Source organism: Sphingomonas sp., from assembly GCF_017304635.1.
Classification (GTDB): Bacteria; Pseudomonadota; Alphaproteobacteria; order Sphingomonadales; family Sphingomonadaceae; genus Sphingomonas.
The window spans coordinates 201359-226862 of record NZ_JAFKMA010000001.1 but is presented as its reverse complement, the minus strand read 5'-3'; the positions used below and the strand labels follow the sequence as shown (position 1 = coordinate 226862).

Below are 25504 nucleotides of genomic sequence, written 5' to 3'. Positions count from 1 at the left end.
TTCATGTCAGCCAGCCGCCGTCGATCACGTGGACGGCGCCGGTGGTGAAGCCAGCTTCGTCGCTGGCAAGATACGTGACGAGCGCGGCGATCTCGTCCGCGCGGCCGAGGCGACCCATCGGCTGGCGCGCGACGAAGACCGCAGTAACCTCGTCGACCGAACTGTCGGTGGCACTCGCCTGCGCGGCAATCCGCTCGCGCAAAGAAGGCGTCTCGACCGTTCCCGGACACACCGCGTTGCACCGGATACCGCGACCGACGAAGTCCGCCGCGATCGACTTGGTCAGCCCGATCACCGCCGCCTTGGACGCGCCATAGGCATAGCGGCCGGGGATGCCTTTCTCACTCGACGCGATGCTGCTCATGTTGACGATCGCACCGCCGCCGTGCGCCAGCATGCCGGGCAGGAACGCGCGGATGACGCGATGCATCGCGGTGACGTTGAGGTCGAACGACAAGGCCCAGTCGGCATCGCTGCACGTCAGGATGTCCCCTGCCGCCACAAATCCCGCGATATTGGCGATGACGTCGACCGGACCGACGCGATCAGGCAATGCCGCAACCGCCTCCGCATCGGTGAGGTCGATCGTCACCCGTTCGACACCGGCGATCGTCGCCAGCGCCGCGGCATCGCGATCGAGCGCCCAGACGCGCGCGCCCTCGTCGCGCAGCCGCTCCGCGACCGCCCGGCCGATGCCATTGCCCGCTGCCGTGACGAGCGCGACCTTGTCATCGAAGCGCATGCCCACCCTCTCTCTTGCGTATTTCATCAGTCAAAATAGTTTTTATAGCAAGAGTATTATTTGGCGACGAAAGCACCGATCTCGGCGATACCGAGCTTCTCGGCGGGGATAGCGGTCGCAGCGAAGGTAAGCCGCAGGAATCGCGCCGGTCGTGCCACCGCAAAAACGATGCGCTGCGTCGACAAAGCGTAGGCGATGTTTGGAAACTCCCCTATCGCGGCCATGGCCCATGCCTTGCCATCGATACTCGTCTCCGCGACGTAGCCGCGCGGCGGTGCGGTGCCGGTCATGACGGCGCGGCTCGGAGTCAGCGAAAAGCCGGCAAGCGCTTCCGGCGTGCCGAGATCGATCGTGACGCTGGCTGGCCGGACGGCGTTCGGCGCCGGCACGACCCAGGCGGTGGTTGGGTCGCTGTCGATCGATCGTCGGGCATCGCCTCCCGACGCCGTCACTATTGACCAATGCGTATTCGAGAGCACCGTTGGATCGCTCACGCGCGCGACCGCGACAGGCGTCGGTGCGACTTGGCGGAACAGCGCGACCTCGCTGACCGCCGGGCAGACGGGCGCCTCGAGAATGCGCAGCCGCACGCGTCGCGCGGCGATCGGCTGCGGCAAGCGGATCAGTCGCTGCGCCGCGATGCAGTCATGCTCGGCCAGCGTCCGCCAGGCGCCATCGACCTCGGCATCGAGCGCGAACCGTGTGACGCGGGCGCCGAGCGGCAGATATTCGCGCAACCGGATCAGGTCGAACGACCGCCCCGGCGGGAGATCGAGCGTGAGGCTGGGCGTGGTGACGTCATCCGGGGTCGACCAATAGCTCTCGCGATCCCCGTCGAGCACGCGCGACGGCGCGAATCGCGCGCCACGCGACGCACTGGCATGCGCGACGGCTCCTCGCGCCAGATCACTGGCGAACGTCGCGCGCATCGCCGCGCCGAACGACGCAAGCGACGCCAAATCGGCATCGGCGATCCTCCCGCGCCGATCGGGCGGCAGGTTGAGATTGAGGTTCGTTCCTCGCCCGACCGACTCATCGTAAAGCCGCACCAGCCGCTCGGGCGTCTTCACCCGCGCATCCTCGTCGGCATGATAGAACCAGCCGGGGCGAATCGACACGTCGGTCTCCGCCGGCCACCACAGCGGCGCTCCGCGCACCCCGCTATTGCCTTCGGCCTGGACGTAGGGATGGTTCGGCATGGTCGGCCAGCACGGATCGCCCGCCACGCCGTCCTCGTTGCCCACCCAGCGGATATCGGCGCCGAGCGGATCGAACGTACATGCCATCGGCTGGTGCCGGTGAACCAGCCGGATGATCGACGGCCAGTCGTAGTAGCGCGGCGCGTCGATCTTCCGCGTCTCGCGCGCCCCGCCATAATAGCCGTCGCCGCCATTCGCGCCGTCGAACCAGAACTCGAACAACTCGCCGTAGCGCGTGCAAAGCTCGACGACCTGCTGGCGGTAATAATCGACATAAGCCGGGCGGCCGTATTCGGCGTGGTTGCGGTCCCACGGCGACAGGTACAGGCCGAACGACAGCCCGGCGCGGCGGACCGCGCGCTCCAGTTCGCCGACGATATCGCCCTTGCCACCCTTGTACGGCGAATTCCGGATGCAATGCTCGGTCAGCAGCGTCGGCCACAGGCAGAAGCCGTCATGGTGTTTGGCCGTCAGGATCAGCCCGGTCAGCCCCGCCGACTTCGCCGCCGCGACGATCTGGTCGGGATCGAAATCGGTCGGATTGAACAGCGCCGGGCTTTCATCGCCATAGCCCCATTCCTTGTCGGTGAAGGTGTTGATCGAGAAGTGGACGAAGGCGTAGCGCTCGCGCTTATGCCACGCCCATTGCCGCGCGGAGGGGACGGCGCCCCAGGGTGCGGGCGGCGCCACGTCGGCACGGGCCAGCGCCGGCGCGGCGGACAGCGCCAGGCCGGACGCGACGAGGCTGCGGCGGGTCAGGTCGGTCACTTTGTCGCTCCTTCAGGGATGAGCCAGGTTTCGGCGATCTGGTGGCCGCGTCCACTGCCCCCCATGCCAGGCGGTCGTCGCCACGCGAGGTCGAGCGTGCCGCGCGCGGTGGCGGCGCGCGGGATCGCGATCTCGACTGTCTCGGGATTGCCGGTCCGAGGGCGGAAGGGATGAAGTTCGATCGTGCCGTTGGCGACGAGCTGCATCGGCAGCGCGTAATCCTCGCCCGCCCAAGTCGCGATCAGGCGATAGGCGCGACGCGGGTCGAGCCCGGCATAATGTAACCGCAGCGGCGCGTCGTAGAGCGTCTCGGCATAGCTGATCTGCGACAGGCGCCAGCCGTCCGCCGGCGTGCGGTCGGCGATGCCGTCGATCGCCGTCGCGAAGCCTTGCGGATCGGTTGTCAGCCCTTGCCCGCGCACCAGATGCGGCTCGTGATCGGGATCGCCGAGGTCGTCGTAGAGCGCGCCTTCGCTCGCCCGCGCATTATCCGCCAGACGCGCGAGTGCCGTCCGATCGCCCCGCGCCGCCGCGATCCGTGGCGTCAACCAGGTGCGATCGTCGAGCGGCACGTCGACGCGATCGAGATTGGCGCCGCGCTCGACATCCGACGCGCCATAGAGCGGCACGCTGAGCTGCAGCCGCGCCTTGGCGTACAAGCGCGCCGCCAACGCGAACAGGCGGTTGCGCAGCTTCGTCGCGCGCTGACCATCCGGCGTCGAATAGGCCGCCAGCGCACCATCGGCGTCACCGCGCCTCAACGCCATCGTCGCCGCCGCATCGCGTGCCCGCGCCGCGATCAGTCGCGCCCGAACCAGCGCATCGTACACTGTGCGATATCGCAGGCTGTCCGCCTGCCACCCGTCGCCGCGCAGCCCGTCCGCCATCGCCAGCGTCGCGTCGATGCCGTCATTGCCGGCCGGGTCGCCCACCCAGTTCCGCTCGAGCGCGACCGTCAGCGCGCCCGCGCGTTCGTCGCCGACGACGGTGCGCCCGTATTCCGCCATCACCGACGCCGGATCGGTTTGTGGCGTCCATCCGAGCCGCATCCAGAGATACTGGTTGGCGTCGTCATTGACCCCCTCCGAATAGGTCACGAACCCCTGCGACAAGGGAGCGAAGCGGCGGAAGATCGCGGCGAACGCGACCGGGCGCGGGTCGATCGGCTCCCGTCCCTCCGTTAGAGCGAACGCCGGGTGCCAGCGATCGACCGGAAACTGCGCGTGCATCGTGTGGCCGATGTCGGGATAGAGCTCGACCGGATAGCGCGCCAGGATGCGCGCGCGTTGCCGCGGCAGCGGGTCGCGCGATTGCGGGCCCACGAAGATGCCGGTCAGCCAGTCCCGCCGCTTCGCCAGTTCGGCGTAGAACGCCTCGTATCCCGCGGCATCGAACCCTTGCGTCGATACCCACAGCCGGGTCGCCGGATTGGCTGCGCGCGCGAACTCGGCCGCCTGTCGCGCGACGCGAAACAGCGTGGGCGGCGGGCTGTGCCCAGGGTCGCCGCCCGGAATGTAGAGCGCATCGACCTGCGGCAAGGAAGCGAGCAGATCGCGGAGCCGGCCCATCTCCGCCGCCGTTTCCCCCGACTTGTCGTAATCGCCGAGCAGCGGGTAATAGAGCGCGAAATCGATCCCCAGCCGATGCGCGATCCGGCCGATCCCGGCGAGCGTCGGCAACGGCGGTGCCGGAAACAGCGAGCTGGCCGCCGCATCGTCGGACACCGGCGCGATCACCTGCACCCCGCTTGCTCCCCACAGCGCGAGATCCTCGATCCGTCGCTGAAACATCGCCAGCGTCCAGGCATCGTAGGTATTGTTCTTAGCACGATAGCCGATCTGGGTCAGCCGCGCCGGATAGGCTGGCGCGGCATCGATCCGCATCGCCCCTGCCAGCCTGTTGTCCCCGCGTAGCGCGCGCAACGCCCACCCCGCGCCGTAGACGAGCCCGCGCAGCCGGGGCGCGGCGATCACGGTCATCTCGCCCACGCGTCGCACCGCATAGCCCTCGGCCGGTTGACGACGCGGACGGACTCGCTGCCACTCGCCCCTCGCTCCTCGCGGCAATTGCGCGGTGATCGCGGGCGTCGGAGCGATCAGCAGCATCCGCCGGCACGGTTCACGCGACACCGCGCGTCCGGTTCGCTCCGCCAATCGGGCCGCCAGCAGGTCGGCCGCCACCGCACCGCCTGGCCCGGCGACGACGCAATCGAACCGCGCCATGCCGGCCAGCAGGATCGCCGCGGCGATCACCCGGGCTGTCGACCGAACGACGGTGGCCGATCGGCGAGCGCGCGGCCGAACGTCCGATTGGGCGTCGCGCTCATAGTGAAGCGCAACCTGCCGCCGCGCACCAGATCGGCATGCGCGATCCAGCTCCGCGTCCATGGCTCGCCGTTCCACGTCACCGACTGCACATATGGCGTCATGGCGCTATTACCCGGCGCTTCGATGACGAGCCGCCGCCCCTCCCTCATCGAAACCACGGCACGTTCGAACAGCGGCGATCCGAACACGTACACCGCCTCGACCGGATCGACCGGATAAAAGCCGAGCGCCGACAGCACGAACCACGCGCTCATCTGGCCGCAATCGTCGTTGCCGATGACGCCGTCGGGGTCGTTCCGGTACATTTCGGTGCACAAACGCCGTACCATCGCCTGCGTCTTCCACGGCAGTCCGGCGAAGGCGTAGAGATAGGCCGCGTGCTGGTCGGGCTCGTTGCCGTGGGCATATTGCCCGACCAGTCCCGATATGTCGGGTGGCGCGTTCGCCGGCAGCGTCGAGGGCGCGGTGAACAGCGCGTCGAGCTTCGCCTCGAACGTCGCATCGCCGCCGATGTGTGCGATCAGGCCATAGACGTCGTGCTGGTTGAGGAACGTCGCCTGCCAGCCGTTGGCCTCGGTATAATCGCGCCACCACGGCTTGGGCATGTGGCCGAGCTGGATCGGGTCGTACGGCGTCCACCAGCTGCCGTCGGCGAACCGCGGGCGGGCGAAGCCGATCGTGCCGTCGATGACGTTGCGCCAATTGCCCGATCGCTGGCGCAGCCGGTCGGCATCGGCGCCCGCGCCCGCCGCACCCGCCAGATGCGACGACGCCCAGTCGTCATAGGCATATTCCTGCGTTCGACTGACGCTTTCGAACACCTTATCGGCGGGGACATACCCCTTGGCATCGTACAGGTCACGGCCAAGGCTGTTGTCCTGATCGGGCGCCGTAAAATCGAACGAGCGCTTGCGGATCGCCGGCCAGGCGGCGGCGTAATCGGCGGGGATGCCCTTCGCCTGCGCTTCGGCGAGCGGCACGACGCCGTGCCAGCCGATCATCGTCCCCGTTTCCTTGCCCTGCAACGGCCAGACCAGCGGGCCGTAGGGCGACTGCGCCGTCTGACGGATCAGATCGTCGATCAGCAGCTTCGTGCGCTCCGGCGCGATCAGGGTCATCAGGGGATGCAGCGCGCGGTACGTATCCCATAGCGACCAGGTGCTGTGCGCCGCGCCATTGGCCGGGACTTGCGCGATACTGCCGTCGAGCGCCGGGTAGCGCCCATTGACGTCGGATACCAAGGTCGGTGCCAGCAACGCATGATATAGCGCGGAGGCCATGATGACGCGCTGGTCCTCGCTGCCGCCGTCGACGCGGATGCGATCGAGCAAACCCGCCCAGCGACGGCGAGCCGTGTGGCGGACATGGTCGAAATGCCAATGCGGCGCCTCCGCCGCCAGATTGGCGCGCGCGCCATCGACGTTCACCGCCGACAGGCCGCACCGGATCAACAGCGGTGCCGCCCCGGCATCGTCATAGTGCAACACGGCTTTCAGCCGCCGCCCGTCGACGCGCGTCGTACCGCCCGGCTGCGCGACATCGCCGTCGCCGTACAGCGTCACGCGGTTAGGCCGGCGCGACAGCTGCATCGCGAAGAAGATCCGCCGCCCCTTCGCCCAGCGGAACACCCGCCGCCCGCCGGTCAGCGTGCCATTGGCATCGATCGCGATATGCGCATCGTCGATCAGCGGCTGCTTGTCGGACGAGTCCAGCACAAGGTGCGACAGGTCGATCAGAACATGCCCCGGTCCGGGCGGGAACGTATGCCGATGCCAGCCGGTGCGCTCGGTCACCGTCAACTCGGACCGCACACCGCTCTCCAGCGCGACGCGGTAATAACCGGGCTCGGCGGCTTCTGCGGTGAAGCGCTGGCGATACCCCGCGCCCGGATCGGCAAGCGTCCCCGGCACGAGCTTCACCGGCGCGTTTCTGTCCTTGCTGGCAGTCGGCACCACTAGCACGTCGAGCATGTCGCCGATCCCGGTGCCCGACAGATGCGTGTGGCTGAACCCCATGATCGAAGTGTCGCCGCGATGATAGCCGGAACAGGCATCCCACCGCTCGACATCGGTGTCGGGCGACAGCTGGACCATACCCCAGGGCAGGGTCGCGCCGGGATAGGTATGCCCGTGCCCGCCGGTACCGACGAACAGATTGGGCGCGGTACGCGTCGCGGCCTGCGCGACACGCGGGATCGCGAGCGCGAGCGCCGAGGATTGCAGCAGCGTCCGCCGGCTGATCCTCACGCGAACGCCTCCAACAGATGCGGACGCTTCGCCGCGAGTTTCAGGATCAGTTCGCCGAACAGGCCATTGGCCCAGGCGAACCACGGCCGCGTGAACGTCGCTGCATCGTCCATGTCGAACGCCTCGTGGATGAAGCCTGTATCGGCGTCGGTCGCACGCAGCGTGGCGAGGCAGGCGCGGATCGTGGCGTCGTCGTCACTCGACAGCGCACGGACGATCAGCGACATCGGCCAGATGTAGCGGCGCCCGACATGCGGCCCGCCGATCCCCTCACCGGCGCGGCCACGGAAGAACCAGGGGTTGGCGTCGCTCCACGCCGCCGCCGCGGTCGTGCGCCACAGCGGGTCACGCGGCGTCACGCAGCCGAGATAGGCCAGCCCCGACAGCGACGGGACGTTGGCGTCGTCCATGAACAGCGCGTTGCCGTACCCATCGATTTCATAGGCCCAGACCGCACGGCCGTCGGGCAGGCGCATCCGGCCATGCGCCGTGAGCGCCTTTGCCACTTCGTCGGCCAGCGCCGTCGCCTCCGCGGCCAGCGTCGGCTCCGGCCGCACATCGCGCGCCAACACCGCAAGCTCGCGCAGCGCCGTCACCGCAAACAGATTGGCGGGGATCAGGAACGGATAGGTGCACGAATCGTCGGACGGCCGGAACCCTGAATGGATCAGCCCGATCTTGCGCGTCGGCGCGCCATACCCACCCGACAGCGTTTCGGTCGGCTCCGGCGCGCTGCGACGGAAACGGTACGGCCCCTCGCCGTGCTTGCGCTGCTGCTCGCGGAACGTGCGCACGATCGTCCGCGCCGCCTCCGCCCAGGTCGCATCGAACGGCCGCGGATCGCGCGTCGCCTGCCAGTAACCGTACGCGAGCCGGATGGCGTAGCAGAGCGAATCGACTTCCCACTTCCGCTCGGCGACACCCGGCTTCATCACCGTGTCGTCGTGCTTCGCCCAGTCGAGGCTGGTCGCCGCAGCGGGATCCTGCATGAAGGCGTTGGCGTACGGATCGATCAGGATCGACCGCGCCTGCCGCGCGATCAGGCCACGAACCAGCATTGCCAGCTTGGGATCGTCGCGCAGCAGCGGCATGTACGAATGCATCTGCGCCGCGGAATCGCGCAGCCACAGGCACGGTATGTCGCCGGTGATGACGAAACTGTCGCTCTCGCTCGCCGCGAGCACCGTCGTGTCGAGCGTGTTGGGCCAGGCGTTGGCGAACATCCAGGCCAGCTTGGGATCGCCGATCCGCCGGCCGACGTCGACGATCGTCCGCTCGACAGCCGGGCTGACGAAGCGACGCTCGCCCGGGGCCGGTCGGCGCGACGCGAACCGAGGAACGGCGGCCAGCACCGGGCCCGCCACCAGCGCCGCGCCGCCCGCCAGCACCGCGCGACGATCGATCACTTCGGCAGCACCACGGCACTGCCAGTCAGGTCGACCTCGACCCACTGGCCCGGCCCGTCGCCCGGCTGGCCGCCGCCGATCCAGATGCGGTAGCGTCCGGGCAGAACTCGGCGCGTGCCGTCGCGCGCGACCGTCGACAGCCGGCGCGGATCGAGCGTGATCGCGACCGTGCGTGCTTCCCCCGGCCGCAACGCGACCCGCGCGAAACCGGCGAGTTGTCGTTGCAGGACGGGATCGGTGAAGCCGGTTTGCTCGTCGCTGACGGGCGGGACGACATAGGCCTGGACGACTTCCTCGCCAGCCCGCGCGCCCTGGTTGGCGACGCGCGCGCGGATCGTGATCGGCGATCCGGTCGCGGCTCCCGTGGCAGTAACATCGCCATAGCCGAACCGCGTGTAACTCAGCCCATGGCCGAAACCCCAGAGCGGCGTGCCGGTGAAGTAGCGGTAGGTCCGCTCCTTCATGCCATAATCGACGAACGCCGGCAGATCGGCGGTCGAGCGATAGAAAGTCACCGGCAACCGCCCGGACGGGTTGTTCGCACCGACCAGTGTATCGGCCAGCGCCGTCCCACCCGCTTCGCCCGAATACCACGCCGCAACGATCGCGTCGGCCGATGCCGGATCGACCGAGACCGCGCTGCCGCTCGCCAGCACCAGGACGACGGGCTTGCCGGTCGCGCGCAACGCTGCGGCCAGCTTCGCCTGCGGCTCGGGCAAGGCAATGTCGGTGCGGTCGCCGCCGACGAAACCAGGCACCCGCACCGGCAGCGCTTCCCCCTCGAGATCGGGCGAGAGGCCGGCGACCAGCACGACGACATCCGCCGCCTTCGCCTTCGCCACCGCTTCGTCGAGCAACGGCGCGGCGGGGGGCAACCACAGCAGCCGCACGCTCTCGTCCTCGCTGCGATGATCGAGATCGAGTACCAGCGGCTGTGGTGTGCCGTCGCTATCGATCGTCAACTCGACCCGTCCGTGCGGCACCGCGCCGTCGTGCAACACGTGACCGCCCAGCGTCAGCGTGGCGCGGTCATGTTCCGTGCAATCCTTCCAGCATTGCGCCTGTTGCAGCACCAGGCGGTAGCGACCCGGCCCCGGCGGCGTGAAGGTCGCGGCCCAATGCCCCTGCCACCCACTGACCGGCAAGCCCGCGGCGGGCGGCATGCGCGTGAGGTTGAGGTCGATACGCGCCTCGCGCCGCGTGACGATCGGTTTGCCCGCGACGGTGTAGGTTGCGGTCAGGTTGCGCAGCGCGGTGCGCGGCATGACGACCGGCGCGCCTTCCGCGAGCACCGATCCTTGCGCATAGTCGACGCTCGCGAACCGCGCCGCCAACCCTTCCAGCGGCGTCACCGGTGCGAACGCCGCGCCGTTGTAATTGCCCTGGAGCACGCCGAGATCGTCGGCATCGGCGCCGATCACGGCGAGCCGCGTCGTCGCCTTCAATGGCAGCAGATCGTTGGCGTTCTGGAGCAGCACGATCGACTTGCGCGCCGCCTCCAGCGCGACGGCACGGTGCGCCGGCGTCGCCACCTCGCTCGGCGCGATACGTGACCAAGGCGACGTCCCGCCGAATGCGATGCCGAGGTCGCGGCGCGCCGTGAACGCCCGCGTCAGCGCCGCATCGACCTCGCCGACGCCGACCAGGCCGCCGGCGACCGCCGCGGGCAGCGCCGCATATGTCGAGCCGCAATTGATGTCGGTCCCGGCACGCAGGGCCGCCGCCGCCGCCGCGGGGCTGTCGAGCCGGTAATGGTGGAACGTCGCGATGTTCGCGACTGCGTCGCAATCCGATACGGTGAAGCCAGTAAAACCCCAATCATGCCGCAGCCGATCGACCAGCAGCGCGGGCAGCGCGCAGACCGGCGTGCCGTGAATGGCGTTGTACGCGCACATCAGCGACCGCGCGTGGCCTTCGGTCATCGCCATGCGAAAGGCGGGGAAGTAGGTCGCCTCCAGATCGCGTGGGGACGGATCGACGTCGAAGCCGTCGCGCCCCGCCTCCGGCCCGCTATGCACCGCGAAATGCTTTGGCGTGGCGACGACCTTGGGATGGCGCGGGTCCGGCCCCTGCAAACCGCCGATGAACGACACCGCGAGCCGCCCGGTCAGGTACGGGTCCTCGCCATAGGTTTCCTGCCCGCGCCCCCAGCGCGGATCGCGGAAGATGTTGATGTTGGGCGACCAGATCGTCAGCCCCTCGTACAGGCGCCGGTTGGCGGTGATCGGCCGCGCGTTGAACTTGGCGCGCGCCTCGGTCGCAACGACATCGCCGATGCGGCCGAGCAGGTCGGGGTCCCATGTCGCCGCCAGCGCGATCGCCTGCGGGAAGACCGTCGCCGGGCCGTTGCGCGCCAGGCCATGCAGCCCCTCGTTCCACCAGTCATAGGCGGGCAGTTCCGCCTTCGCGTCGGCGGGCGCGCTCGATTGCAGCTGGGCCGCCTTCTGCTCGATCGTCATGGTGGCGATCGTGGCGGCGATCGGGTCGGCCGCCTGCGCGGCGAGCAGAATCCATATCATCGGGCAAGGCTCCGCAATGTCAGCGCACCGGCCAGGATGGCCGGCGTCGCGTCGGCGGTGACGGTGACCGTCACGCTCTCCCCCGGCAAGAGGTCGAATCCGTTATCCGACGGTTGCGCCGCCACCGCTCCGAAATCGAGCATGACCGCGCGGGCAAGCCGCGCCGCAGTGACCGTCACGCGATTGCCCTGCCAGCGTACGGTCAGGCCGGGGTCTGGATACGCCATGTCCCTGGGCACAGCGCGCTCGACGATCGTGCGGCTGACGACCTTGCCGCCGACCAGCAGCTCGGCGACCGCATAGCTCGACGGCACCGGCGCATCGCCGAACAGCCCGGCATCGTCGAGCCGCGCCGCCTCCATTGCGGTGTCGGGCGCCAGCACGACCGTCGCGCTGCTCTGTTTCAGCAACCGTCCGTCCATCGCCATCGCACGCACTCGCCACATTGCCGGAGTCGGCGCGGCGGCATCCGACACGAGAGCGATCCGCGTCGCACCGCCGACATGCTCGGCGACGATCGCCTGCAGCGCGTAGAAGCGGCGCGCGGCATAATGCAGCAGCTTCCACCGACCGTAATAATCGATGCTCGACCACGACGTCCCTGGCCAGACATCGTTGAGCTGCCAATAGAGCGATCCCATCGTGACAGGCCGGCAGGCGCGATGGTGCAGCGCCGCCATCGCGATCGCCTGCGCCTGGTCGACCTGCGTCAGGTACACGAAATCGGCGAAATCGCGCGCCGGCCGCAGCCGTTGATCGAGGTAGAATTGCAGCCGTGCATTGCCCTCGCCGTCGAGGAACTTCTGATGCGTCTTCATCACCGCGCTGTCGGGCGTCAACGGACCATCGCCGGCGAACGCGCGGATAGTGACCATCACCGGCATCGCCTGGAAGCCATATTCTGACATGAAGCGCGGGCAGCCGTCGAGGTAGCGCTCGACCGGTTTTGACCCCGACCACACGTCCCAGAAATGACGGTCGCCGTTCGCGTCGGTGTCGATCGGCCCTTCATAGTCGCTCGACGGCGAGTTGTTCCAATACGGCGTGCCGGGTGCGTTGCGCACCACCGCGTCGCGCAGCACGCGATCGAACAACACGGCCATCCCGGTACCGATCCGCTCCTGCTCATCGGCGCCGACCGCGCGTTTGAACGCCTTGCGGTCGCTCCAATTCTCCCAGCCGGCCAGGATCTCGTTGCCGCCCGACCATAGGACGATCGACGGATGCGCCTGCAACCGTGCAACCTGCTCGTCGGCTTCGGCGACGACGCTGGCGCGGAAGTCGGCGTCGGGCGGCGTCACCGCGCCGCCGAACATGAAGTCCTGCCACACCATTAGCCCCATCGCGTCGGCGGCGTCGTAGAACGCATCGTCGAGGTAATAGCCGCCACCCCATACGCGGAGCATGTTCATATTGGCGGTGCGGGCATCGGCCAGCAGCGACCGCATCCGCGCAGGCGTGACACGCGCCGGAAACTCGTCGAACGGGATCAGATTGGCACCCTTGGCGAAGATCGGCCGGCCGTTGATGCGCAATGTCAGCGCCCCGCTGACACGATCGAGCTCGACCGTGTGCAAGCCGATGCGCCGCTCTGCCCGATCGTCGTCGCCGATCGTCGCCGTGACCTTGTACAGCGGCTGCGCACCCGCTCCGGCCGGCCACCAGCGCTGCGGACGAGCAATCGTCAGCGGCACGGCGACATGATTCGCGCCGGGTGCCAGCGCGACGTCGCGCTCGACCGCAACGGTGCGCCCGTCGGGCGTCGTCACCACCGCTCGCACCCGCCGCCGTACCGCCGCGTCGGCGACCACGTCGAGCCGCGCGATTACCCGCGCTTCGGTATCGTTCAGCGCTTCCTGCTCGACCCGCAGCGTATCGAGCCGGGCATCGTCCCACGCCTCGATCCGGATCGGCCGCCACGGGCCGATCGAAACGATGCGCGGCCCCCAGTCCCAACCGTACTGGTATTTCGGCTTGCGGATGTAAGGCGAGGTCTGCCGCCCCTTCGGCTCGTCGCCGAACGCGCTGTCATATTCGCCGGGCAGCGGATGCGCTATCGCCAGTACCATCGGCTGCAAGCGCTTGATCGGCGAAGCGATTGCGATGGTGATCGTGTTGCGCCCGGCGTGCAGCGCCGCCTTCGCATCGATCCGCCAGCGGCGATGCGCGTTGGCGGCGACCAGCAATTGCTGCCCGTTGACGCTGACGGTCGCGAACGTGTCGAGGCCATCGAAGACCAGCTCGATATGCCGCCGCGCCAGCATCGCCGGCGTCACGTCGATCGTCCGCCGCCACTGCCAGCCGGCGAGCCCGACCCATTGGATTGCCGCTTCGTTACGGCCGATATACGGATCGGGCACGCGGCCCGCCGCGATCAAATCCTGCTGCACGCTGCCCGGTACGGTCGCGGCGAACCACTCGGCCTCGCGCGGATGGTCCTTGACCGCCGGATCGGCGGGATCGAGCCGCACTTGCCAGCCCTGGTCGAGCGGTGTGACCTGCTTCGGCTCTGCCATGGCCGGCATGGCGACCAGCAGCGAGGCGGCCGCCAGCCACTTCATCATTTCGCCTCGGTCAGCTGGACGCGCTCGACCGTGTAGAACGGGTCGGAAAGCGGCGAGGTGAACTGGAAACAGATATCGCCGTCCCCCGTCCCGTGCGGCAACGCGCCAGTGAAGGCGAAGCGCTGCGGCGCGGTGGTCGGGTCGGGCAACGGGAAGATGCCGGCGGCGATCGGCCGCGCCGATTTGTCGCCCGCCACCCGCGCCGCTGCCGCCGCACGACAACCGACCTGAACGAGCAGTTCGCCATGGTCGGAGACCGCGTAATGCGACCGCAACGCCGACGCGTCGTGCGCCAGCCCATAGTTGCGCGCCAGCCGGACCACTTCCACGCGGTAACCGGTCGCGATGTCGAGCGGCGCATCGGGATAGAGCGTGCAGGTATCGAAGATGTTGATCGCATAAGCCGGCGTCGCGGCGGTGGCGTCCGGCGTCAGCGGCACGCGCATCCCCAGCGCGCCGGCCGGGCACGCCTCCATCTCGCTGCTCGTGCGCCTCAGCAGGGCGGCGCGCGAGGTGTCGAGGTTGCGCACAGCGGCGGTGGCCTCACCGTTCGCGTCGAACGCGACGGCCCGCACGGTCGCGCCCAGCGGCGCGGTGAACTTGCCGGCATAGGCGGTCGAGGCCGCCGTCGGTTCGCTACCGTCGAGCGTGTAGCGGATCGTGCCGTAGCCGGCCTGCGTCGTCAGCGTGACCGGCATCACGCCCGCGCGCAACGCCGCACCGCGCCCGCCGTCGATCGCGAAGGCGACGGCGAACGCGCTATCGGCGACGGTCACGCCACTCGCGGTCCAGCGATCGCTCTGCCTCCGGACGCGCGGCAGGAAACCGGTCCAGTCGCGTGCCGCCTTGGGCGACCATGTGATCTCCGCGAGCGCCGCCGCACGCGGGAACATCTTGTGCTCGACCTCGGCCGGCGTGACCAGGAACTCACTCCAGACGTTAGCCTGCGCGCCCAGCACGTGCGCCGCGCGATCGGCCGGAATGCCCACCGGCATCGGATCATAGGCATAGACCGCGGCCAGCGTGTTGATATCGAACCGCCCGGGCGGCTCGTCGCTGCGGTCGCTCTGGAAATGATCGAAATAAAGCGGCCCGCCCGGCGACAGGACGACGTCGTGCCCTTGGCCCGCGGCATCGACCGCGCCCTTTTCACCGCGCCACGACATCACCGAAGCGGACGGCGGCAGTCCGCCTTCCAAAATCTCGTCCCAGCCGATCAGCCGACGCCCCTTCGATTCCAGATAGCCGCCGAACTGATCGATCATCCAGCTTTGCAGCGCTTCCTCGTCCTTCAGGCCGAGTGCAGCGATCTGCGCCTGGACGCGCGGGCTGCGCTGCCACTGTTCCTTCACCGCCTCGTCGCCGCCGAGATGGATGTAGGTGCCGGGGAAGATCGTCATCAACTCGTCGAGCACGTCCTTGACGAATGCGATGCCCTTCGGCCCGGGGTCGAACAGGTACGGGTTGACGCCCCAATCGTGGCCGACCGCCGGCTGGTCACCGACGACGCCGAGTTCGGGATAGGCCGCGACCAGTGCCTGCGCATGGCCGGGCAGGTCGACCTCCGGCACAATGGTGATACCGCGCGCAGCGGCATAGGCGACGAACTCGCGCAACTCGGCCTGCGTGTAGAATCCACCGACCGGCGCACCGGGGGCGCCACCGGTCGAGGGCGGCGTGCGCCAGCCGCCGACTGTCGTCAACTTGGGATATTTGCGGATCTCGACGCGCCAACCCTGATCGTCGGTCAGGTGCATGTGCAACGTGTTCAACTTCACCGCGGCCATCTGGTCGACGATCGTGCGCAGCACCGCGATCGGCTGGAAATGACGCGTCACGTCGACCATCAGCCCGCGCCAGGCGAAGCGCGGCGCGTCGGCGATCGTCAGCGCAGGGATCGCAACCGGCTGGCCCAGCTTCCGGTCGGGGCTCGCCAGCTGCGCGAGCGTCATCGCGCCGTACAGCAACCCGGCATCGCCCGACGCCGCGATCGTGATGCCGCGCGGGGTGACGGTCAGGCGATAGGCCTCGCGACCCGCGATCGATCCGTCGCGGACGAAAGCGATGGCCACGCCGCGCGTGTCGGCGATCGTCAGCGTCAGATGGCGCTGCACCCGGATCTGGTCGGCCAGAAGCCGCGCCGCTGTCATGGCGGCGCCATCGGTCGCCTTCGCCGAGATCGCCTGGCCATCGTGCAGCGTGAACGAACCGCTGGCCGGCACGATCGACGCCGGCATCGGCACCAGCGGCAGGGTTTGCGCGTGGACTGGCCCCGCCAGCGCGCTCGTCGCCAGAACCATCGACAACCAAGGACGTACCAGCACGCTCATGCTCCCATCATCACTATCGTGGATCGGGCTGCCGCCCGTCCCGCCCGACAAAAATGCCGCCGACGGTCATGCACCGTCGGCGGCAGAGTAGCGATGCCAGATGCGGAAGGAAGAGGCCGACATCGCGGGGAAACATCCTGGCGTTTGCTCATGCCCGGCCATGTGACCGGGCATGAGCCAAGGCTTACATCTTGATGGTCGCGTTGATCGAGAACACGCGGCCGTTCTTGTAGAGCGCGGTCGGTGCCGACGGCGTCTGACTGTACTGGTAGTACGTCTCGTCGAGCAGGTTCGACGCGTTCGCGGTAACCCGGAAGTTCGGCGTGATGCTGTACGACGCCGAGAAATCGAGCTGGCGATACGCATCGGTGAAGTTCGCCGACTGCAGACGGCCATAGCCGTAATAATATTTCGAACGGTAGTTGTAGCTCAACCGCGCCTGGAACGGCCCCTTCTCGAAATACGGAATGATGTTGAACGTGTTGCGCGACAGGTACGGCAGGCCCTGGCCGTTCACCCCGGTATCTGCACTGGCGAAGGTGTAGTTGGACTGGATGCCGAAGCCCCAGAACAGATTGGCCTGCGCGGTGAGCGAGAAGCCCGTCACCGACGCCTTGCCGCCGTTGATCGGCCGCGACACGCTGTACGTGTTGGTCTGGCCGGTCAGCTGGTTGGTGATCGTCTGGTTGTACGTCGTGTTCCCGATATAGTTCGAGATGTCGCGGTAGAATACTTCGCCCGACAGGTAGCTCGCCTTGGCGAAATACCATTCCGCCGACAGGCCGAAATTGGTCGCGGCATAAGGCTTCAGGTCGGGGTTGCCGCCGCTGCCCGTCTTCTGCGTGTCGTCGAGCGACAGCGAACCGGCAAGGTCGCTGTAGCGGGGCCGGGCAATGACCTTCGCCGCCGCCGCGCGCAGGATGACGTCGTCGGACGCCTGATAGGCGAGGTTGGCCGCCGGCAGGAAGCGATCGTCGGTACGTGGCGCCACCACGAGTTGGGTCTGCCCGGCGGACGACAGGTAGTAAGACGAGATGTCCTTGGTCCGAACGAACCGTCCACCGACATTACCGCGGAACTTGCCCATCTCGTAGTCGAGCTGGACATAGGCGGTGCCGATCCGCTCCTCGACCTTGAAGAAGCTGCCCGTGTCGAGCGGACGCGTGACGTTGAGCGTGCCCGGCATATTCAGCGCCTTGATCGCGTTGGCCTGGGTCAGCGTCGCATAGGGCGTCGCGTTGCCGGTGGTCGAGAGACCGTCATACACGCTGCTATCGAGCGTATACGAGCCGAGATCGGCCAGCGTGAAGAAGCCATTGTAGAAGGTCGCGCCGCCATAGGTGGTCTGCTGGTTATTGTGGATGCTGGCGCGGACGCCGAACCACACCTTCTTGAACGGCCCGGCATCGAGATCGTGCGAGAAATCGATCTGGCCGAACTTCTCTTGGTCGACCGTCTGTTCGGCATTGGTGATGCCGCCGATCTGTGCGCCGAAGAAGCCGGCGCCGTTGGTCGCCGCCAGCACGGCCGGCTCGGTCCGCAGCTTCGATTCCGCCGGCGACGTGCTGATCCATTGCGTGCCGTCGCTCGCCGGATAGTTCCAGTTGAGCATCGTGTCGCGACCGTTCGCGCCGACCGTGAAGCCTTGGCGCGTGCGGAAGTTCAGCAGATATTCGGGGTTCTTACCGCCGCTCGCACGGGTGTAACCGCCGTTGCCGGTGATCTTCCACCCGTCCAGATCCCAGTCGAACAGCATGCTGAAGCTGTCGTTCTTGATCCGCGTGCGACGGAAATTGGTGTCGAGTTCGCCCATCCAGGTCTTGCTGGTGCTGGGCTGCGCCGCGAACGTCGCCGAGGTGATGAGGCCGTTGGTGATCGTGGCCGCGGTCAGCTGCGACCCGCGCACGTTGTAGCTGTATTCGGAATTGCTGAAGTTGTCGTAGTTGCCGCGGATCACGATCGCATTGGCGGTCAAAGTGAAGTTCGGCGCCGGCTTGAACTGCATCGTGCCGGTGAAACCCAACCGCTGACGCGTCTGCTGGAAATATTCGTGCGCCAGGAACGCCGGCAAGCGCGCGGTCAACAGGTCGTTATTGGTCCCGCCGGTGACCTTGGCACTGGTATTCTGCAAAACCGCCTGCCCATTGGCATCGCGAAGGACTTGCGAATTGCCACTCGCATCGGTGTAATGCTGCACGAAGCTGTCGCCGGTCAGGTAGCCGTAGACCGCGACGCCGGCACGAGCGAGGTTTTCCTTGTCGTAATTGACTGACCCCAGGAAAGCGAACGTGTCGCTGGCATTGTGCCAGCTGTAGAGCGCCGACCCGCGGAAATTGCCCGTCTTGGACCGGTCGTTATATTCATAGCCCGCGGTCGCGGTGACCGTGTTCGGCTTGAGATCGAGCGGCTTGCGCGTGACGATGTCGACGGTGCCGCCGATCGCACCTTCCTGCAACCGCGCTTCGGGCGTCTTGTAGACGACCGCCTGGCTGATGATTTCGGGCGAGAGCAACGAATAATTGAACGTGCGGCTCGACCGGTCGCCGGGGTTGCCGCCCCAGTCCGCCGACGCGATCGAGTGACCGTCGATCAGCACGCGGTTGAGCGCGGGCTCGACACCGGCGATCGAGACCTGCTCGCCCTCGCCGAACTGGTGGTCGACCGTCACGCCAGGCAAGTGCGACAGCGACTCGGCGACGTTGGTATCGGGGAACTTGCCGACATCCTCGGCACTGATGACGTCGACGATCGAATTCGCCTTGCGCTTCGTGTCAATCGCATCCTGAAGACTCTTGCGGATCCCGGTGACGACGATGTCGTCGCGGTCGCTCGTGGCCGATCCATCGCGATCCTGAGCGAAAGCCGGCGTGGCGACCATGATCGCCGAACCCATCAACAGCGCAAAACGTAGCTTCATATCCACCCCCAACCAGAGCCGAACCATTCCCGCGACGGACCGTCTTGCCGCTTCTTGTCGCACCCCTTTCGGCGTGCATCCGAGCAGCTTCGAGGCCGGTATAACCAATTACGGACCATTCCGCTACCGTTTTTTGCAAATTTGTTTCGCTTATAAAAACGCCGTTGTAATATCGTGATCGCAGGGGCAGTTTTGCTGCGCTACGCTGGAGGTCGATGGACGCTTTCGCGAAGTAGCCGGGGGGCCGATGACGAGCATTAAAACCGACGCGGCACGGATTCTGGAAATCTGCGTCGAATCACCGCGCAGCGTGGCTGCGGCCATTGCCGGCGGCGCCGACCAGGTGGAATTGTGCGCCGCGCTCGCGATTGGTGGACTGACCCCATCCGCCGGCCTGGCTCAAGCGACGATCGAACTGTGCCGTGTCGCCGATGTGAAGGTTCGCGCCATGGTCCGCGTGCGGCCGGGCGATTTCACCTACGATGCCGACGAGCTTGCATTATCCTTGGCGGATGCCCGGACATTGATCGCCGCGGGTGTCGACGGCGTGGTGTTCGGCGCCGTCCATGATGACGCCTTGGACGTGGAGGCATTGACGCGCTTCGTCGATGCGGCCCGCACCGCGCGAGGCGATATCGGCCTGACGCTGCATCGCGCGATCGATGTGGTCGCCGATCCGGTAGCGGCCGTCGAGCAGGCGATCGCGCTCGGTTTCGATCAGATTCTCAGTTCGGGCGGCCAAGCCACCGCCTGGACGGGCCGAGCGACGCTGGCGCGCATGGTCGATGCGGCAGCAAGCCGCTGTCGGATTGTCGCCGGAGCGGGCGTCCAACCAGACCTTGCCGCGCAGCTTCTAACCGACTCGCAAGTCGATGGCTTGCACGGTACGGCGCGCGGCGAGGCAACACCGATCGCCGAAGATCGACTCTGCTTCGGCATCAATCCGGCAGCGACCGATGCCGCAATCGTCCAGCAACTCCGCCAAATAATCGATAGCACCTGTATATAACCAATAGGTCCATTGCGTATCATCAATCGCGATGTTACGCAGATGTTGCAATGGAGGGGCCGCCGTCGTCATGACGTTCTCGGATCAGATCGGCACGGTGCGCTCGGACGACCCGGCGCCGCTATACGTGCAGCTGGCCCGCCTGATCCGGTCGGCGATCGAGAACAGCGTCCTCGTCGATAATGCCGCCATTCCAGCCGAGCGCGACCTGGCGGTCGAGTTCGGCGTATCGCGGATCACCGTGCGCAAGGCGCTCGCCGATCTGGTCGAGGAGGGCCTACTGGTCCGCCGGCGCGGCGCGGGTACGGCCGTCACGCGCCGCATCGAAAAGAATTTCGCCAAGATCTCCTCGTTCTCGGAGGATATGAATGCCCGCGGTCGCGTCGCCAGCAGCAGCTGGATCATGCGCGCGCCTGGCTTCGTGACGCCGGAGGAGGCATTGGCGCTCGGCCTGTCGCCGGGGGCGCCGGTGTTCCGCTTCCACCGCATCCGCTATGCCGACGAGGCGCCGATGGCGCTCGAATTCTCGACGATCGCCGCCGCCTATCTGACGAGCGTCGATGACGTCGGCGACTCGCTCTACGCGGCGTTGGAAGCGGCAGGGTACCGCCCCGCCCGCGCGCTGCAACGGCTCCGCGCCGTCCCCTTTCTCGGCACGCATGCCCGGATGCTGGGCGTCGATGCCGGCAGCCCGGGGCTGTTGATCGAGCGTCGCGGGTTCCTGCGCGACGGGCGGGCGGTCGAATTCACCCAATCCTATTACCGCGGAGACGCCTATGACTTCGTTGCAGAGCTCGCCGATGTCTGACGCCGCGACGATCGAGCCGACCGCAAGCCTGATGCGGCGGGAAACGCTGGAGGCCCCCGACGCAGTCCGACGGATGCTCGCGCGCAACGGCGACGCGCTGGCGGAACTGGCCGCGCAATTGCGGGCGCGACCGGTCAATGTGGTCAGCACCTGCGCGCGCGGATCGTCGGACCATGCCGCGACCTACGGCAAATATCTGATCGAGACGCTGATTGGCGTGCCCGTCGCCTCGGCCGCGCCCTCGGTCGCCTCCGTCTTCGCGTCGCGGGTGACGACCGGCGACGCCTTGTGCATCGCGATCTCGCAATCGGGGCGCAGTCCCGACCTGCTGGCGACGGTCGATGCCTATGCCAAAGCGGACGTGCCGGTCGTGGCGCTGGTCAACGACGAGACGTCGCCGCTGGCCGAACGCGCCGATTGGCTATTGCCGCTCAGCGCCGGGGCGGAACGATCGGTGGCGGCCACCAAGTCCTGCATCGCGGCGATGGCCGGCCTGGCGGCGCTGGCGGCGGCATGGTCCGGCGACGACGCGCTCGCCGAGGCGGTGGCGGCGTTGCCCGACCTGCTGGCACGGGCAGCCCAGCTCGATTGGAGCCCCGGGCTCGCTCCCCTGTCGACCGCGCGGCAGATGTTCGTGCTGGGCCGCGGCTACGGTTTCGGCATCGCACAGGAAGCGGCGCTCAAGTTGAAGGAGACCTGCGCGGTCCAGGCCGAGCCGTTCAGCGCGGCCGAGGTGCGGCACGGGCCGATGACGATCGTCGGGCCGGGCTTCCCGATCCTGGCGTTCGCGACGTCCGACGTCTCGGGCGACGACGTGATGACGGTCGCGCGCGAATTTGCCGCGCGGGGCGCGGTCGTGCTGACGGCGCGGCCGGGGGGCGAGTCGACGCTGCCCGCGATCGCCGCGCACCCGGCGATCGAACCGATCCTGCAATTGGCGAGCTTCTATGGTCTCGCCGAGCAGCTGGCCCGGACGCGCGGGCTCGACCCCGACCAGCCGCCGCATCTGGCGAAGGTGACGCAGACGCGATGACCCTTTATTGCTTCGTCAACGGCCATGTCGCGACCGCCGCCGGCGTCTGGACGGGCGCGGAGATGCGCGTCGAGGGCGACCGGATCGCCGACCTCTCGCCCCTGACCGACACGCCCGCGAACGCGATCGACCTCGCCGGCGGCTGGATCATGCCGGGCTTCATCGATACGCAGGTCAATGGCGGCGGCGGCGTGCTGTTCAACGACGCGACGAGCGTCGCGGGCATCGCCGCGATCGGCGCCGCGCATGCGGGTTATGGCACAACCGGCTTCCTGCCGACGCTCATCAGCGACCATCCCGATCGCATCGCGCTGGCGCTGGAGGCGAGCGACGCCGCGATCGCGGCCGGCGTGCCCGGCGTGCTGGGCGTGCATATCGAGGGGCCGTTCCTCGCGGATGCACGCAAGGGCATCCACGACGCGTCGCGGTTCCGGCGGCTCGACGATGCGATGATCGCGCTGCTGTCGCGCCCGCATCGAGGGCAGGTGATGGTGACGATCGCGCCCGAACTGGCCGAACTCGACCAGATCCGCGCGCTGGCCGCAGCCGGCGTCCTGGTCAGCGCCGGGCATACCGAAGTGGACGAGGCCGGCGCGCGCGCTGCATTCGATGCCGGGCTGGGCGCCGTCACGCACCTGTTCAACGCCATGCTGCCGATGCTCCATCGCAAGCCCGGACTGGTCGGCGCCGCGCTCGACGATCCACGGCCATGGTGCGGCCTGATCGCCGATGGTATCCACGTCTCGCCGGTGATGCTGCGGATCGCCGCGCGGGCGCGGGGTACCGATCGGCTGATGCTCGTCACCGACGCGATGCCGTCGGTCGGGGCGGTCGAGAAGGATTTCGTGTTGCAGGGGCGGCGCATCCGGGTCGCCGACGGCAAGTGCGCATATGAGGACGGCACGCTCGCCGGTTCCGATCTCGACATGGCGGGCGCGGTGCGCAATGCCGTGCACATGATGGCCGTGACGCCGGACATCGCCGCGCAGATGGCCGCGACCAATCCGGCCGCGTTCCTCGGCCTGACGGCGGAGCGCGGCGCGTTGGCGGCGGGGCGGCGCGCTGATTGGGTGCAGCTCGATGCCGACCTGATGCCGGTGGGCACGTGGATCGGCGGCAAGCATCACGCCGCGGGGGCGGCATGACGATCGACCGCCGCGCGATGTTGCAGGGATCGGCCGCGCTGGGCGCGGTGCTCGCCCTACCCGGCAAAGGCGCGGCAGCGGAAACGGCGACGGGTTTTCCCATGCCAGCGCCGGTCGATCGATTGCCGCCGCGCCTGCCGGAGACCGATCCGTCGCGCGTCCTGCTCGATCGCGGCTGGCGGTTCCACGAGGGCGACATCGTGCCCCCGCCGCCGGCGACGCACGACGAGACGTACAACAGCGTCAAGGCCGGGGCCGCGCGCGGTGCCGCCGCGATCCGCCACGACGACGATGGCTGGCAGGACGTCACACTGCCGCACGACTGAGCGTCGTTCCAGCCGTTCGTCGAAAGCGCCAATGTCAGCCAGGGCTATCGCCCGCGCGGCATCGGCTGGTACCGCCGCACGCTGCGGCTCGACCCCGCCGATCGCGGGCGCAAACTGGAACTGCAGTTCGGCGGCATCGCGACCAACGCCACGATCTGGATCAACGGCAACGTCGTCGCGCACAGCTGGTCGGGCTATACCGGCATCTATGTCGACCTGACCCCGTTCGCGCGGTTCGGCGACGACCTCAACGTCGTCGCGGTCCGCGTCGATGCGACCGCGATGGAGGGCTGGTGGTACGAAGGGGCCGGCATCTACCGCCACGTCTGGCTGGCGCGGCGGCCGCCGGTGTCGATCGCGACCGACGGCGTCCATGGCGACCCGCGACGGCGCAGCGACGGCGGCTGGGACGTGCCCGTCACGGTGACGCTCGAGAGTATCGAGACAAGCGACGCCGACGCGACGGTCGAAGCGATGTTGCTCGATCCGAATGGGCGCACCATGGCCCGGGGAACGGCCACCGCCCGCGTGCCGACGTTCGATCGGGGCGAAGCACGCCTGACGCTCGACGCCGGCACTCCTGCCCTGTGGTCGCTCGAACGGCCGACGCTCCATACGCTGGTGACGCGGATCGTGCGTGATGGCGCGACGACCGACGAGCGCCGCACGGCGATCGGGTTTCGCACGGTGACGTTCGATCCCGATCACGGCGTGTCGATCAACGATCGCCCGGTGAAGCTGAAGGGCGTGTGCCTGCACCAGGACCATGCCGGGGTCGGCACGGCGATTCCCGATGCGTTGCTCGCGTGGCGGCTCGGCCGGTTGAAGGACATGGGGTGCAACGCGATCCGCTGTTCGCACAACGCCCCCGCCGCCGAACTGCTCGACCTCGCCGACCGGATGGGCTTTCTGGTGATGGACGAGAACCGCCGGTTCGACCCCGCGCCCGATTACCTCGCCCAGCTCGAATGGATGGTGCGGCGCGACCGCAACCATCCCAGCGTCGTCCTGTGGTCGGTGTTCAACGAGGAACCGATGCAGGGCACGCCCGCCGGCGTCGCGATGGTGCGCCGAATGGCCGCCGCCGTGCATCGGCTCGACGACAGCCGGCCGGTGACGGCGGCGATGAACGGGATGTTCTACGCGCCCGCCAACGTGTCGCAGGTGGTCGGCGTGATGGGGTTCAATTACTATCAGGGCGATTACGACAAGTTCCACGCGGCCAACCCGGCCAAGCCGATGACCAGTTCGGAGGATACCAGCGCGTTCATGACCCGCGGCGCCTTCGCCAATGACCCTGCGCGCCACGTCATCTCGTCCTACGACACCGAGGCGGCCAGCTGGGGCGCGACGCACCGCAAGAGCTGGCAGGCGATCGAGCGCCGGCCGTTCGTGGCCGGCGGCTTCGCCTGGACGGGGTTCGACTATCACGGCGAACCGACGCCCTATGCCTGGCCGACCATATCGAGCTTCTTCGGCATCCTCGATTTGTGCGGCTTTCCCAAGACCGCCTATGACATTCGCCGCGCGCAGTGGATCGACGAAATGGCCGTGGTGGCGATCGCGCCGCACTGGACCTGGCCGGGGCGCGAGGGCCAGCCTATCAAGCTGCTGGTGACGAGCAATGCCGAGCGGGTCATCGTACGATTGAACGGCAAGCAGGTCGCGGAAGGCGCCGTCGATCGCATCATGGGCAACGAATGGACGGTGCCGTACGCGCCCGGCCGGATCGAGGCGATCGCCTATCGCGGCGGTCGCGAAGTGGCGCGCGCGGTGCATGAGACCGCGGGCGCACCGGTCGCGCTTCGCCTGACGCCGGCGCGGCGCGTGATGGCCGGCGATGGCGAGGACGCCCAGCCGGTGACGATCGATGCGATCGACGCACAGGGCCGCCACGTACCGACCGCCAACCTGCCCGCGCGCTTCACGATCGCGGGCGGCGCGATCATTGGCGTCGGCAACGGCGACCCCAACATCCACGAGCCCGAAAAGGGTGGCGCCCGGTCGCTGTTCAACGGTCTCGCGCAGGTTATCGTCGCGGCCGATGCCGGACGCGGACGCCTCACGCTGCGGGCATCGGCACCGGGCCTGCGCCCGGCGACGCTCACGATCGACCGGCTGGCGGTGGCACCGCGGCCCCAGGAACCGGTCGCGATCCGCCGCTC

General features: G+C 68.1%; 13 protein-coding genes and 1 pseudogene. 5 read left to right on the top strand and 9 right to left on the bottom strand.

The annotated features are described in order from the left end of the window. Position 1 precedes the first annotated feature (1 nt). From J0I47_RS01075 to J0I47_RS01035, 9 genes are all read right to left on the bottom strand, one after another. Positions 2-742, bottom strand: a complete 741-nt coding sequence (locus J0I47_RS01075; protein ID WP_294044593.1) for an SDR family oxidoreductase — start codon at positions 740-742, stop codon at positions 2-4. A 56-nt stretch (positions 743-798) separates the two neighbouring features. Further along, positions 799-2709, bottom strand: coding sequence for an alpha-L-fucosidase (locus J0I47_RS01070; RefSeq protein WP_294044592.1), 1911 nt, complete (start codon positions 2707-2709; stop codon positions 799-801). Further along, a complete protein-coding gene (locus tag J0I47_RS01065; protein WP_294044591.1) occupies positions 2706-4961 on the bottom strand; it encodes a hypothetical protein in 2256 nt (751 codons plus the stop codon). Before J0I47_RS01065 ends, J0I47_RS01070 begins: the two co-directional genes overlap by 4 nt. Further along, a complete protein-coding gene (locus J0I47_RS01060) occupies positions 4958-7282 on the bottom strand; it encodes a GH92 family glycosyl hydrolase (RefSeq protein ID WP_294044590.1) in 2325 nt (774 codons plus the stop codon). The genes J0I47_RS01065 and J0I47_RS01060 overlap by 4 nt, the downstream gene beginning before the upstream one ends. Beyond that, complete coding sequence (locus J0I47_RS01055; protein WP_294044589.1) at positions 7279-8688, bottom strand: glycoside hydrolase family 125 protein; 1410 nt, start codon at positions 8686-8688, stop codon at positions 7279-7281. Before J0I47_RS01055 ends, J0I47_RS01060 begins: the two co-directional genes overlap by 4 nt. Then, positions 8685-11207 carry a glycoside hydrolase family 3 C-terminal domain-containing protein gene (locus tag J0I47_RS01050; RefSeq protein ID WP_294044588.1) on the bottom strand — a complete coding sequence of 841 codons (2523 nt, stop codon included), beginning with the start codon at positions 11205-11207 and terminating at the stop codon, positions 8685-8687. The genes J0I47_RS01055 and J0I47_RS01050 overlap by 4 nt, the downstream gene beginning before the upstream one ends. Further along, positions 11204-13771: a glycoside hydrolase family 2 protein gene (locus tag J0I47_RS01045; RefSeq protein ID WP_294044587.1), complete on the bottom strand. Its 2568-nt coding sequence runs from the start codon at positions 13769-13771 to the stop codon at positions 11204-11206. Before J0I47_RS01045 ends, J0I47_RS01050 begins: the two co-directional genes overlap by 4 nt. Then, positions 13768-16101, bottom strand: a complete 2334-nt coding sequence (locus J0I47_RS01040; RefSeq protein WP_294044586.1) for a family 20 glycosylhydrolase — start codon at positions 16099-16101, stop codon at positions 13768-13770. The genes J0I47_RS01045 and J0I47_RS01040 overlap by 4 nt, the downstream gene beginning before the upstream one ends. Before the next feature lie 184 nt (positions 16102-16285). After that, positions 16286-19018: a TonB-dependent receptor gene (locus J0I47_RS01035; RefSeq protein ID WP_294044585.1), complete on the bottom strand. Its 2733-nt coding sequence runs from the start codon at positions 19016-19018 to the stop codon at positions 16286-16288. A gap of 247 nt (positions 19019-19265) precedes the next feature. Between J0I47_RS01035 and J0I47_RS01030 the strand changes: the two genes are divergently transcribed. The 5 genes and pseudogenes from J0I47_RS01030 to galA all read left to right on the top strand — a co-directional run. Then, the gene (locus J0I47_RS01030) at positions 19266-20027 is read left to right on the top strand and encodes a copper homeostasis protein CutC (RefSeq protein WP_294044584.1); all 762 of its coding nucleotides are present in this window, start codon (positions 19266-19268) and stop codon (positions 20025-20027) included. Positions 20028-20097: 70 nt separating this feature from the next. Further along, entirely contained in the window at positions 20098-20835 is a 738-nt protein-coding gene (locus J0I47_RS01025; protein WP_294044583.1) for a GntR family transcriptional regulator, read from the top strand. Further along, positions 20828-21868, top strand: a complete 1041-nt coding sequence (locus J0I47_RS01020; protein ID WP_294044582.1) for an SIS domain-containing protein — start codon at positions 20828-20830, stop codon at positions 21866-21868. Before J0I47_RS01025 ends, J0I47_RS01020 begins: the two co-directional genes overlap by 8 nt. Next, entirely contained in the window at positions 21865-23013 is a 1149-nt protein-coding gene (gene nagA, locus J0I47_RS01015) for an N-acetylglucosamine-6-phosphate deacetylase (protein WP_294044581.1), read from the top strand. Before J0I47_RS01020 ends, nagA begins: the two co-directional genes overlap by 4 nt. Next, positions 23010-25481 (top strand): annotated as a pseudogene (gene galA, locus J0I47_RS01010) (beta-galactosidase GalA); the annotation flags it as partial. The gene nagA and the pseudogene galA, both read left to right, overlap by 4 nt. Between the last annotated feature and the right edge of the window lie 23 nt (positions 25482-25504).

Bases quoted from the DNA above. Each gene is read 5' to 3' on its own strand.
- J0I47_RS01025 (WP_294044583.1), top strand. From the start codon at position 20,098: ATGACGTTCTCGGATCAGATCGGCACGGTGCGCTCGGACGACCCGGCG.
- J0I47_RS01045 (WP_294044587.1), bottom strand. From the start codon at position 13,771: ATGATGAAGTGGCTGGCGGCCGCCTCGCTGCTGGTCGCCATGCCGGCC.
- J0I47_RS01050 (WP_294044588.1), bottom strand. From the start codon at position 11,207: ATGATATGGATTCTGCTCGCCGCGCAGGCGGCCGACCCGATCGCCGCC.
- nagA (WP_294044581.1), top strand. From the start codon at position 21,865: ATGACCCTTTATTGCTTCGTCAACGGCCATGTCGCGACCGCCGCCGGC.
- J0I47_RS01030 (WP_294044584.1), top strand. From the start codon at position 19,266: ATGACGAGCATTAAAACCGACGCGGCACGGATTCTGGAAATCTGCGTC.
- J0I47_RS01035 (WP_294044585.1), bottom strand. From the start codon at position 19,018: ATGAAGCTACGTTTTGCGCTGTTGATGGGTTCGGCGATCATGGTCGCC.
- J0I47_RS01020 (WP_294044582.1), top strand. From the start codon at position 20,828: ATGTCTGACGCCGCGACGATCGAGCCGACCGCAAGCCTGATGCGGCGG.
- J0I47_RS01040 (WP_294044586.1), bottom strand. From the start codon at position 16,101: ATGAGCGTGCTGGTACGTCCTTGGTTGTCGATGGTTCTGGCGACGAGC.
- J0I47_RS01075 (WP_294044593.1), bottom strand. From the start codon at position 742: ATGCGCTTCGATGACAAGGTCGCGCTCGTCACGGCAGCGGGCAATGGC.